Here is an 11,712-nt window from a genome sequence, read left to right on the forward strand (position 1 = left end):
ATTTACCAGAATAAATCAAAAAATCCGGATTAAGCAAAAATAGAACGAAGAAATTGTGAAATTATTCCTGTTTGCGGTCCGGAATCCATTTTATTTCATCCGCATCGCACTCCTTTGCCAATTTTCGGGAAAGGACAAACAAATAGTCAGATAATCGGTTCAGGTATGCCAGGACCAATGCATCTACCGGGCTTTGTTCCTGTAAAAGGGTAGTCATTCGTTCGGCCCTTCTGCAAACGGTCCGGGCAATATGACAGTATGACACAACAGTGTTTCCGCCGGGGAGTACGAAATGTGTCATAGGGGGTAACTCCAGGTCCAGAGTGTCCATCTCTTTTTCCAGGAATTCAATATCGGCAGACTGGATTTTAGGAATGTTCAGGCGTTCTTTCCCTTTTTTGTCTGTCGCCTTTTCGGGATCAGTGGCAAGCATGGCCCCGGCTGTAAAGAGACGGTCCTGTATCCCCATCAGGACCTTTTTGTGCCGGGCCTCAATGGGCTGATCCCGGATAAGCCCCAGCCAGGAGTTCAATTCGTCTACAGTCCCGTAACTCTGGATACGGATATGGTGTTTGGGAACCCGGGTTCCGCCGAACAAAGCGGTAGTTCCTTGGTCCCCTGTTTTTGTGTAAATTTTCATAGCAAAGTAAAAAATTGTTCAGACCGGCTATTGATCCGACCGGGAATTGTCCCGATCTTCCCTGCGGTCCCTCAGACGCCTTCCTTCCATAAATGACCTGGATTTTCTCTGGCGCCCCTGTCTTTTGTTATACATGGCAATCAGGAAATACACGGCCAGCAGCCCTCCCAGAATGTAGAATATAACATTGTTCATAACGGCCTTAAAATTACTCCTTTAAATCCGGATTTTAAAATGCTCCCGGGCCTGTTCCTTCCTGAAAAATATGAGGCCCGCGCTATACCCCTCGAGAATCACAGAGACACCTGCCAGCCCACAGGCCTGCTTCCAAAAGGCGAAATCCGGCTTTTTTCGATCCAGCTTGCCGACAAAAACAACACTGTTGTTATGCCAGAAATGCTTCCGGCCCAGCATTTGCAGAAAGTTTTGCGAAGGCCGATCAAAAATATACAGGTCATAAGGTGGCGGGCCTTCTTCCAGCTGAGCCCTCTTTTGAACAAGCCATTTAAAGGATTCGACTGCTTCAGGCGGGTACCCAACTTTTTTTATGGGGAGGTAATCTGTGATGGCCAGGAGGAGTCTTTTTTGGACAGGATATTTTTGTAAATACTTCTTATACAGGGCTTTGTCCAAAAAATTATAGACAAAAGGAGAATGGATTCCATGGCGGTTTTTGGATTGAAGCCAAAATAGAATTCGGTTTAACATGGGTAATCTGCTTTATTCTCCTTCTGCAATGGCAGCCAGTTCGAACCAGCGTTCCGTTTTGGATTCCAGTTTCGATACAATTTCAGAAAGCTCCCTAGACAATTCATTGAGCGTTTCCCCTTCAAGCTCGGGATCTGAAAAAAGCCCCGTTATGGTCGCTTTGCGCGCTTCCAGACCGGCAATGGCTTCTTCGAGTTTTTTGAATTCCTGTTGTTCAGAATAATTGAGTTTCCGGGATTTCTCGTTCCTTTTTTCGCTCTGGTCCGTCCGTGGTGTTGTCCTGGGTTGTTTTTCCTCTTCTGTTTTTGCGAAATCGCGATAGTCCGAATAATTACCAGGAAAGTCCTGAATATTCCCCTTTCCGTCAAAAACCAGAAGATGGTCCGTGATTTTATCCATAAAATAGCGGTCGTGGGATACGATCAGAAGGGTCCCCGGATAATCCAGCAAAAAGTTTTCCAGTACATTCAGGCTCAGGATATCCAGGTCGTTTGTGGGCTCGTCCAGTATAAGAAAGTTGGGATTCTGTATGAGAACCGTACAGAGGAAAAGTCTTTTTTGCTCTCCCCCGCTGAGTTTTTCCACAAAATCGTACTGCTTTTTCCGATCGAAAAGAAAGCGTTCCAGCAGCTGCTGGGCGGATATCTGCCGACCCTGTTTCAGGGGTATATAGTCACCATAATCCCGGATCACATCAATGACTTTACGCCCGCTTTTAATATCCAGCCCTGCCTGGGTGTAGTATCCTATCTGTAGGGTCTCTCCGTGTACCACCTTTCCGCTGTCTGCAGGTATTGCCCCGGTCAGGATATTCAGAAAAGTGGTCTTCCCTGTTCCGTTTTTCCCTATCAGCCCCACCCGCTCACCTCTTTTGAAGGTATAGGTGAAGGGCTCAAATAGTAATTTGTCTCCATAGGATTTGGAGATTTTGTGCAGCTCCACCACTTTGGTACCCAGGCGTTGCATGTTGATTTCCAGTTCCATTTGGTGAGACTTACGCCGGTTTAGTGCCCTTTCCCTTATCTCATCAAAATCACTGATCCTGGATTTGGATTTGGTAGTCCGCGCCTTGGGTTGCCGGCGCATCCATTCCAATTCCTTCTTGTATAAAGCCTTTGTTTTTTGTGCATTAACTGCTTCCAGGGTGGAGCGGGCTTCTTTTTCTCGCAGATAATAAGCGTAATTTCCTTTGTAGGTGTACAGCTGCCCGTCTTCCAGTTCCAGTATCTCATTGCAGACCCGGTCGAGGAAATACCGGTCATGGGTAACCATAAAAAGACTGCCGTTGTGTGCTGCAAAATACGATTCCAGCCATTCGATCATCTCCAGGTCCAGGTGGTTTGTCGGTTCGTCCAGTATGAGCAGTTCGGGGTCGTCAATAAGCGCATGGGCGAGGGCCAGGCGCCTGCGCTGCCCCCCGGACAAGGTGGCAACTTTAAGGCTTTGGTCGTTTAATTGCAGCCTGGACAGGATTTGAGTGAAACGGGTTTCCAGGTCCCAGGCATTGGCTCGTTCCATTGCTTCAAAAGCCCGCTGGTAGCCTTTTTGATCTTCAGGTTTTGTAAGGGCTTCCTCATATCTGGCAATGATACCGATTACCTCATTTTCAGAACTAAAAAGCGTTTCCCCAACGGTCAGACCGGGGTCCAGTTCCGGCTGTTGCTCCAAATACGCCATTTTGAGCCCTTTGCGGAAACTGAGCCTGCCCGAGTCTGCCTGGTCTTTTCCTGCCAGTATATTCAATAGGGTGGTTTTCCCTGTCCCGTTCCTGGCGATCAATGCAATCTTCTGACCCTGATTGATCCCGAAAGACAAATCGGTAAAGAGGTTTCGTTCCCCAAAACTCTTAGAAAGATTTTCAGCACTCAGCAGGTTCACAGGCGGGGGTTAAAATGGCAGATCAAAAAGACATACCTCAGGCCAAGGCAGCCCCATAATACACCGATTATCGGGGCAAACTCCTGTATACCCGCAATCCAGAGAATGATGGCAATTCCTAAAAAGGCCAGTAAGAGACATAAATAGGGCATAAGATATTTTGACGATGGCGACTTCTGTATCAGCAGAGAAGCGAAAATGAGATTAACAGGAAAGGCCCACAGGATATTGGCATTCCACTGTGTGGAGGTATGATCCGTAAAAAACCACAAAAACGCGATAACCAGGCCGCACAAACCACTAAAGCTGAAGAGCAGGAAGTCAAACCAGCGGTTTCTTGTATCATTCCTGTAATCTATCAGCGTAAAGGCCATGGTAAAGAGTAACAAAATTAGCAGCCAGAAAAGTGGGGTTACCGTAAAATATGTATCGACATTCGGGTTATTAAAATCTAAAATAAGGCGCTCCCGCTGAACCAGTGGTTTGCCATCCAAACTTGCTTCCTGCATCTGGCTGTAAACAAATTCAGGCAGGAATATAAATTCCTCCGGACGGGCCTGGCGGTCTATTACAGCACCAAGGGCCAGGTCAATACCGAAGCTCGACCAGCTGTTCCGCCTCAGGTTCATTTGTATCAGGTCCCTGAAACTTCGGTCAGTTTTTGCAAATGTATACTCATATCCCAGTTCAGGACCGAGTACTGTTTTGAGAACCTCTGGAATTTTGGTCGCGCAGTTCTCAAAAAGGAAATCGTATTTGTAATAGCGGTTTTCAGGGCGGTGGTTTTCCTGCAGGAACCTAAAAAGACTGTTGCGCTGTTCCGCATCCAGGTCCAGTATTTGCTCCCGTACCCAACGGTTTTCAAGCTGATAGGTATACAGGAAATTTTCAAAGCGCTGCAAACTTAACGCATACAGGAGTTTGCCGCGGGCAAACTTCAGGTAGAAATTGGGCGTATCAAAATCAAAAGTACCGTAATTGAATACCCAGTCTATATGCTGGGCCGGATCCTGCACCCGGAAGGCGCTGTGGCCAAAAGAGGCATAGAGGTCTTCTCCGGGGCCGCAACTCAGGACGCTTATTTTAGCTTCCGGCCCCAGCGAGATTTCCTGAGTCTGAACCGTAGCTGGGATCCCCAGGAATAAAAAGAATATAAGGCAGTAACTAAGTTTCATCTGGCAGCATTCATGGGTCATGGGGGAATCAAACCGGGACAAATATCCAAATATTTTACCAAAAGCCAATCCTGTTGCTGCAAAGCAGTTTATTAATCCGGCTTTGGATTGCAGGAATTATTCTATTTTTACTCAAACCGATACAAGTATGAGATTCATCCCCAATGCTATAACCCTTCTGAACCTCTTCTTCGGGTCCCTGGCAGCGATATTTGCAGTTTTGAACCATTTGGAATGGGCGGCCCTTTGTTTTATGGCCGGAGTCATCTGTGATTTTTTGGATGGTTTACTTGCCCGTAAGCTGAATGTTCAGTCCGAGCTGGGGGTGCAGCTCGATTCATTGGCTGATATGGTGACCAGCGGCCTGGTTCCGGGCCTTGTGATGTGCCAGCTGCTCGGTATGGCTATGGATGGAGGCTGGAATTCCGAAAGTTTCTTTGTGACTGCTTTTGAGGGAGACCAATGGCTGGAAAACTGGATTCCATTTTCAGGCCTGCTTATTACCCTGGCATCGGGTTTCAGGCTGGCCAAATTCAACATAGATGAAAACCAGGTCAGTTCCTTTACCGGATTACCTACCCCGGCCAATGCCCTTTGGATCCTCTCGCTGCCACTAATTTTGTATTACAACGGCAGTGAATTCACCAATGAGGTGATTCTGAATCCGTGGGTACTATTGATCCTGACCCTTCTGAGTTCCTATCTGCTCAATTCCAGTTTACAGTTGTTTGCTCTTAAATTTAAAAATACCAGCTTTAAGGAGAATGGGGTGAAGTACATTTTTCTGATAATCAGTGCAGTATTACTGCTGACCCTACAGTTTCTTGCTGTTCCCTTAATAATTGCATGCTATGTTGTTATGTCCTTATTGCAGGGGCGCAAAGCAGATTGAAAGGGGAGGTGGCAGGAAATCCCGTGTAGCCGCCTTAAAATTGCAATTTCTTTTTTCGCAGTTCGAAGTTTTGCCCAAGGTATACTTTCCGGACCATTTCATCTTCTGCCAATTCTTCAGGCACACCGGATTTCAGGATACCACCCTCAAACATCAGGTAAGATCGCTCTGTAATGGCGAGGGTTTCCTGCACGTTGTGATCCGTTATCAGGATACCGATGTTCTTGTTCCGCAATTGTCCGACAATGCGCTGTATGTCTTCCACAGCAACCGGGTCTACCCCGGCAAAGGGTTCATCCAACAGAATAAATTTGGGGTCAGTTGCCAGAGCCCTGGCGATTTCGGTTCGCCTTCTTTCGCCTCCTGAGAGGAGGTCACCCCTGTTTTTACGGATATGGGTGATCCCGAACTCCTCCAGCAGGCTCTCCATACGCATATGTTGCTCTTTCTTGCTGAGAGAGGTAAGTTGCAAAACACTCAGGATATTTTTCTCTACACTTAGTTTGCGGAACACGGATGCCTCCTGGGCCAGGTAGCCAATCCCGTACTGTGCCCGCTTGTACATGGGGAAGCGTGTTATTTCGGTCTGGTCCAGGAAAATTTTACCTCCGTTGGGCTTAATAAGGCCTACAATCATATAAAAGGAAGTGGTTTTTCCGGCTCCGTTTGGCCCCAGTAAACCTACTATTTCCCCCTGGTTCACCTCCAGGGAAATCCCCTTGACGACCTTGCGGCCCCTGTAGGATTTCATTATGTTTTCCGCTCGAAGTTTCATGGACATAAGGTCAAAACTAGCAATTTTGCCCGGCAGGCGAAAGCAATTGAGATTTATTTAACCCTTCTCTTCCAGGGCTTCCCAGAATTCATGGGCTCTCCTGAGATGGGGAATTACAATGGTTCCGCCTACCAGGGTTGCGATCCCAAGGGTTTCCATTACTTCCTCCCTGCTGGCTCCTGATTCGTAAAGGGCCTGCAGGTGGTACTTCACACAGTCGTCGCAGCGGAGGACTGCCGATGCTACCAGTCCTAAGAACTCTTTGGTTTTCTTATCCAGTACTGCAGGGGCATAGGCGTTGGTATCCAGATTAAAAATGCGCTTGACGAGCTTGTTGTTCTCTGCCAGCAGCTTTTCGTTCATCCGCGAACGATAGGCGTTGAATTCATCAACTTGATTGGGCATTCTTTTTCGTTTTTTTAGCTTCTCGTTTCAAAACAACAGAAGAGATATAGATACTTACCTGGTAGAGTATCAAGACAGGCACGGCAACGATAATCTGGCTGGCCACATCCGGGGGGGTAATGATGGCCGAGAGGATCAGTACCAGCACCAGGGCTATTTTTCGATATTTTTTGAGAATCTCAGGCGTTACCAGACCCACTCTGGTAAAAAAGTAAATGATGATAGGAAGTTCAAACATAATACCACAGGCAATAACGGATGCCCTGACGGTAGAGATAAAAGAACTGATGTCAATCTCGTTTAACACCTCTTTACTTACCTGATACGTCCCCAGGAAATTAATGGACAAGGGGGCTACAACGTAATAGCCGAATAAGACCCCGATAAAGAAAAGTAAAGATGCTATCAGGATAAACCCTCTCGAATTCCTGCGCTCCTTCTCATAGAGGCCGGGACTGATAAATTTCCACAACTCGTACAATACGTAAGGGAAACCAACAATAAAACCAGCCCAGATGGAAGTCCATATGTGCGCGGAAAACTGCCCGGCCATGGTTCGGTTTTGAATGGTAAAAGGAAGGGATTCAGCGCAGAAGGCGGATTCGAATCCTAACCAGGTAGCAATCCTGCAGAAGAGGCGGTAAGTGGGGAAATCCATTTTCTTGGGGCCGAAAATGACCGTATCGAAAATAAAATCCTTCATCAGAAAGGCGACAATTCCGATAAGCACTATAGCCAGCGTAGAACGGATTAAATGCCAGCGAAGCTCCTCCAGGTGGTCCAGGAAGGACATTTCATTGGGGTCCTTGGTTTGTTTCGCCATCAGAGAATACCTTCTTTTATGAGATTATGGATATGTACGACGCCTTTGTACCGGCCTCCGTCCACCGCCAGCAGTTGGGAGATATCGTGCTGCTGCATTGTGTCCAGCGCTTTTACGGCAAGGGTATCCACTCCGATCGTTTTGGGGTTGGCACTCATAATATCCTTCGCTACCAATCCACTGATATTGTCATGCTTATTGAGCATTCTCCGGATATCCCCATCGGTAATTATCCCGGCGAGCATATCGCCGTCAAGCACCGCTGTTACCCCCAGCATTTTCTCTGAAATTTCAACTATAGCATCTTTTACAGGGGTTTGCAGCCCAACCCGGGGAACCTGGTTCTGGGGAATGATATCGCTGATGCGCAGATAGAGCCTTTTTCCCAGTGTGCCTCCCGGGTGGAAGCGTGCAAAATCACTGCTGCTGAACCCTCTTAGTTTCAAAAGGCAAATGGCAAGTGCATCTCCCATTACTAACTGGGCAGTAGTACTGGTGGTAGGGGCAAGGTTATTTGGACAGGCTTCCTTCTCTACATAGGTGTTCAGTACGTAATCAGACTGCTGAGCCAGATAGGATTCGGGGTTTCCGGTCATGCCAATAAGTGCATTGGCCCCTTTTTTAAGTAAGGGTACCAGCAGTTTTATCTCTGGGGTATTTCCACTTTTGGAAATGCAGATTACCACGTCATTGCGCTGTATGGTTCCCAGGTCTCCGTGGATGGCATCCGCTGCATGCATAAAAATGGCCGGAGTGCCCGTAGAGTTGAGTGTTGCCACAATTTTTGAAGCAATGATGGCGCTTTTTCCTATCCCACTGATCACAACCCGGCCTTCCGCTTTCAGAATGCAGTTTACAGCTTCTGAAAATTGGAGGTCAATAAGGCTTGCCAGGTGGTGAATGGCATTGCCCTCGGCGGTAATCGTTTCGCGGGCTATGTCGAGTATCGCTTTGCTGTCCTTCAAGGTTTTGCAAGAATTAACAAAGGTGTTTCGGTTTCCTTAAAATGTGCTTAAAAAGGGACCTACTTCTAAAACTTTGTTTTATATTTAAGAAAACAAAATTACGCAAACTTATTAGAAAGCATCTAATCTATCTGCATTTCAAATTTCGCAATCAAATTACTCGTTTTACAACTTACCATTTTATTTGATCGGGGAAGTCGCCCTTTATAGCGGGTGTCGCACAGGAATAAAGTATTGAGGCATGACTTTGAATGAAATTGATCTTAAGGCATCACTAAAAAAGTATTTTGGTTTTTCCCAGTTTAAGGGTCTTCAGGAAGACGTTATTGAAAAAATAATTCAGGGAGAAGATACTTTTGTTATAATGCCTACCGGAGGCGGGAAATCACTTTGTTATCAACTTCCCGCTCTTATCAAGGACGGAACAGCTATAGTTGTTTCCCCTTTAATTGCACTGATGAAAAATCAGGTTGATGCTATCCGTGGCGTATCGGCCAGGGCAGGCATTGCACATGTGCTGAATTCATCCCTCTCCAAGGCAGAGGTCCGGCAGGTGATGCAGGATATAGAAGATGGGGTTACCAAATTACTTTATGTAGCTCCGGAATCCCTTACCAAGGAAGATTATATCGATTTCCTGAAAGGGGTGGAACTGTCATTTGTGGCCATTGACGAGGCTCATTGCATATCCGAATGGGGCCATGACTTCAGGCCGGAATACCGCAACCTGCGGAGTATTATCAACCGCCTGGGAGACAACATCCCGCTGATTGCCCTTACGGCTACCGCAACGCCCAAAGTGCAGGAAGACATCCTTAAGAACCTCGGGATGCCCGATGCTCATGTCTTTAAGGCATCTTTTAACAGGCCCAACCTGTATTACGAGGTCCGGCCCAAAACCAAGGACGTGGATGCAGATATCATTCGCTTTGTTAAAAAAAATGCGGGCAAGTCCGGGATTATCTATTGCCTGAGCCGAAAACGAGTGGAAGAACTGGCACAGGTACTACAGGTAAACGGTGTAAGTGCGGTTCCCTATCATGCCGGATTTGATGCAAAAACCCGTTCCAAATACCAGGATATGTTTCTGATGGAGGAGGTAGACGTGGTAGTAGCCACTATTGCCTTTGGTATGGGAATAGATAAACCGGATGTGCGTTATGTGATCCACCACGATATTCCTAAAAGCATTGAGAGTTATTATCAGGAAACCGGCAGGGCCGGAAGGGATGGGGGAGAGGGGCACTGCCTGGCCTTTTATTCCTACAAGGACATTGAAAAGCTCGAAAAATTTATGGCCGGAAAGCCCGTGGCCGAACAAGAGATTGGGAATGCCCTTTTACAGGAAATCGTGGCTTATGCCGAAACTTCCATTTCCAGGCGTAAGTTTATCCTCCATTATTTTGGTGAGGAATTTGATGAAGTAAATGGGGAGGGGGCGGATATGGATGACAATGTCCGTAACCCCAAAGAAAAGGAAGAAGCCAGGGACAACGTCGTAAAGCTTATTAAAGCGGTAAAAGAGACCAAGGAAAAATTTAAGGCAAAGGAAATTGTCAAAACCCTTATAGGCGCTACAAATGCCCTGATTGCTTCACACAAAACTGAAAAAAAGGATATTTTCGGCTCCGGGGCGGACCGGGATAAGGCCTATTGGATGGCATTGATCCGACAGGTGCTCGTAGCCGGCCTGCTCCACAAGGAAATTGAACAATACGGAATACTGCACCTTACCGAAAAAGGGGAAGCCTTCTTGAAAAATCCGGAGTCCTTTATGATGACCAAGGACCACGTGTATTCTGCTGCCGCTGATGCAAGCCCGGTTGCCGGCAACCGATCCGCCGGGGCAGCTTCCGATAGTACGCTGCTGAAATTATTGAAAGACCTGAGAAAGAAAGAGGCCCATAAACTGGAAGTCCCGCCCTATGTGATATTTCAGGACCCATCTCTGGAAGATATGGCACTGAAGTACCCTGTAAACCAGGAGGAATTGATCAATGTTTATGGGGTGGGTGAAGGCAAGGCCAGAAAATACGGAAAACCCTTTCTCGATCTGATTGCCACTTATGTAGCAGAAAATGACATCACCCGTCCGGATGACCTGGTGGTGAAAAGCACCGGGGCAAATTCGGGCTTAAAATTATATATCATTCAGAATGTGGATCGGAAATTACCCCTGGATGACATCGCCGCGGCTAAAGGACTTGAGATTCCCGAGTTGGTCAAAGAAATGGAGCAAATCGTTTTTAGCGGTACCAAGCTGGATCTGGGGTATTGGATAGACGAAATCCTGGATGAAGACCAGCAACATGAAATACACGAGTATTTTCTGGAAGCCGAAACAGACAATATAGAAGCAGCAATGACTGAATTCGACGGGGAATACGAAGATGACGAACTACGGCTGTACCGGCTTAAATTTATGAGCGAAGTGGCAAATTAAAAAAACCCGGCCTAAGAGCCGGGCTTTTTATCCTTTACCGAATTTCAGACGATACCATTGCAATAATGACCCCAAAATAGATGATGGCGAGCACCAGCATTACCAGGGATAAGCCAAGGCCTACGTAAGAGAGTACCTTGGATGTTTTTACATTTTCAATCCCGCCGTAGAGTTCCGGATTTTCATTATAGGCAATTTCAGCTTTTTTTGCGCTCGAAAGCCCTATGATGCTGAAAATAGCAGCAAAAGGCCCGCAACAAACCAGGGCTCCTACTATAGAGATAATTCCCATGGTCATGGCCGTGCTGGCTCCGGGTAATGGTTGTTGACTCATCTGTTAGTTTTGTTTTGGATTTAACCGCCCCATTGTTCACTTATTTCCTGAACTTTTTCCATATAGGCATCCCATCCACCCATTTGCTGGATGTTGTAAACACTCAGAAGGAAATATAGTATACCTATTACCATTCCGATAATCGCAATGATCTTGGCGGTTTTCAATTGGTTGTAATTTGAATATTTCTCGGGATCTTCTATATAGGTCTTTTCGTCCTTTCTGAGCAGGAAAAAGGCAATGGCAGCCAATAGTGTACCGGGTAATCCGGCAAAACAACAGCACAGGAAGGATAAGATTGCCAGAACCAGTGAAAGGGTAACGTTGGGTAATTTTTGTTGTTCCATGTATGATTATTTAGTGCAATAAATTTAATACAAAATTAGTCAGGATAAAGATGACCGTAACTGAAGCAAGGCTGATAATGATTTTGGAAGCATTCCGGATTTCTCTGAACTGGTTGACTAACAGGAATGAAAATAATAAGATCATCGGAAACAGCCCGGGGTACATTTTAAAAGATGCAACCAGGTCTCCTTTCAGTAAAAAAAGGACAGCTCTCTGAAATCCACATCCGGGACATTCCAGGCCAAATAATTGTTTACTCATACAGGGGAGCATGTACCCCTCTATCCCTAAATATATCTGGCTGATCAGATCGAACATTTCACTTG

The 11,712-nt window shown here is 46.4% G+C and carries 14 protein-coding genes; 2 read left to right on the forward strand and 12 right to left on the reverse strand.

Annotated elements, in window-relative coordinates:
* Positions 1-61: 61 nt before the first annotated feature.
* Genes ACT6NV_RS11215 through ACT6NV_RS11235 form a run of 5 tightly spaced genes read right to left on the reverse strand, consistent with a single transcriptional unit; the run spans position 62 to position 4,401 of the window.
* Positions 62-640 (reverse strand): cob(I)yrinic acid a,c-diamide adenosyltransferase, encoded by a 579-nt coding sequence (locus ACT6NV_RS11215; RefSeq protein WP_445384540.1) that lies wholly within the window; start codon positions 638-640, stop codon positions 62-64.
* Positions 641-667: 27 nt separating this feature from the next.
* Positions 668-835 (reverse strand): hypothetical protein, encoded by a 168-nt coding sequence (locus ACT6NV_RS11220; protein WP_445384541.1) that lies wholly within the window; start codon positions 833-835, stop codon positions 668-670.
* A 21-nt stretch (positions 836-856) separates the two neighbouring features.
* Positions 857-1,348: a hypothetical protein gene (locus tag ACT6NV_RS11225; protein ID WP_445384542.1), complete on the reverse strand. Its 492-nt coding sequence runs from the start codon at positions 1,346-1,348 to the stop codon at positions 857-859.
* Positions 1,349-1,360: 12 nt separating this feature from the next.
* Positions 1,361-3,226, reverse strand: coding sequence for an ABC-F family ATP-binding cassette domain-containing protein (locus ACT6NV_RS11230; protein ID WP_445384543.1), 1,866 nt, complete (start codon positions 3,224-3,226; stop codon positions 1,361-1,363).
* Positions 3,223-4,401: a lipoprotein N-acyltransferase Lnb domain-containing protein gene (locus ACT6NV_RS11235; protein WP_445384544.1), complete on the reverse strand. Its 1,179-nt coding sequence runs from the start codon at positions 4,399-4,401 to the stop codon at positions 3,223-3,225. The genes ACT6NV_RS11230 and ACT6NV_RS11235 overlap by 4 nt, the downstream gene beginning before the upstream one ends.
* 148 nt (positions 4,402-4,549) lie before the next feature.
* Between ACT6NV_RS11235 and ACT6NV_RS11240 the strand changes: the two genes are divergently transcribed.
* The gene (locus ACT6NV_RS11240) at positions 4,550-5,293 is read left to right on the forward strand and encodes a CDP-alcohol phosphatidyltransferase family protein (RefSeq protein ID WP_445384545.1); all 744 of its coding nucleotides are present in this window, start codon (positions 4,550-4,552) and stop codon (positions 5,291-5,293) included.
* Between the two features lie 34 nt (positions 5,294-5,327).
* Here ACT6NV_RS11240 and lptB read toward each other — a convergent pair whose 3' ends face one another.
* From lptB to ACT6NV_RS11260, 4 genes are read right to left on the reverse strand one after another with little or no spacing between them, the layout of a single operon-like run.
* A complete protein-coding gene (gene lptB, locus ACT6NV_RS11245; RefSeq protein WP_445384546.1) occupies positions 5,328-6,068 on the reverse strand; it encodes an LPS export ABC transporter ATP-binding protein in 741 nt (246 codons plus the stop codon).
* Between the two features lie 57 nt (positions 6,069-6,125).
* Positions 6,126-6,473 (reverse strand): carboxymuconolactone decarboxylase family protein, encoded by a 348-nt coding sequence (locus ACT6NV_RS11250; RefSeq protein ID WP_445381717.1) that lies wholly within the window; start codon positions 6,471-6,473, stop codon positions 6,126-6,128.
* Positions 6,457-7,296: a twin-arginine translocase subunit TatC gene (gene tatC / locus ACT6NV_RS11255; protein ID WP_445384547.1), complete on the reverse strand. Its 840-nt coding sequence runs from the start codon at positions 7,294-7,296 to the stop codon at positions 6,457-6,459. Before tatC ends, ACT6NV_RS11250 begins: the two co-directional genes overlap by 17 nt.
* Entirely contained in the window at positions 7,296-8,261 is a 966-nt protein-coding gene (locus ACT6NV_RS11260; RefSeq protein WP_445384548.1) for a KpsF/GutQ family sugar-phosphate isomerase, read from the reverse strand. Before ACT6NV_RS11260 ends, tatC begins: the two co-directional genes overlap by 1 nt.
* A 241-nt stretch (positions 8,262-8,502) precedes the next feature.
* Here ACT6NV_RS11260 and recQ point away from each other — a divergent pair, with 241 nt between their 5' ends.
* The gene (recQ, locus tag ACT6NV_RS11265) at positions 8,503-10,704 is read left to right on the forward strand and encodes a DNA helicase RecQ (RefSeq protein ID WP_445384549.1); all 2,202 of its coding nucleotides are present in this window, start codon (positions 8,503-8,505) and stop codon (positions 10,702-10,704) included.
* A gap of 34 nt (positions 10,705-10,738) precedes the next feature.
* On the opposite strand, the gene ACT6NV_RS11270 is transcribed toward recQ, so the two are convergent.
* Genes ACT6NV_RS11270 through ACT6NV_RS11280 form a run of 3 tightly spaced genes read right to left on the reverse strand, consistent with a single transcriptional unit; the run spans position 10,739 to position 11,704 of the window.
* Positions 10,739-11,038, reverse strand: coding sequence for a CCC motif membrane protein (locus ACT6NV_RS11270; RefSeq protein WP_445384550.1), 300 nt, complete (start codon positions 11,036-11,038; stop codon positions 10,739-10,741).
* Positions 11,039-11,058: 20 nt separating this feature from the next.
* Complete coding sequence (locus tag ACT6NV_RS11275; protein WP_445384551.1) at positions 11,059-11,385, reverse strand: CCC motif membrane protein; 327 nt, start codon at positions 11,383-11,385, stop codon at positions 11,059-11,061.
* A 10-nt stretch (positions 11,386-11,395) separates the two neighbouring features.
* Entirely contained in the window at positions 11,396-11,704 is a 309-nt protein-coding gene (locus ACT6NV_RS11280; protein WP_445384552.1) for a DUF2752 domain-containing protein, read from the reverse strand.
* Between the last annotated feature and the right edge of the window lie 8 nt (positions 11,705-11,712).

This window comes from Robiginitalea insularis (assembly GCF_052497835.1).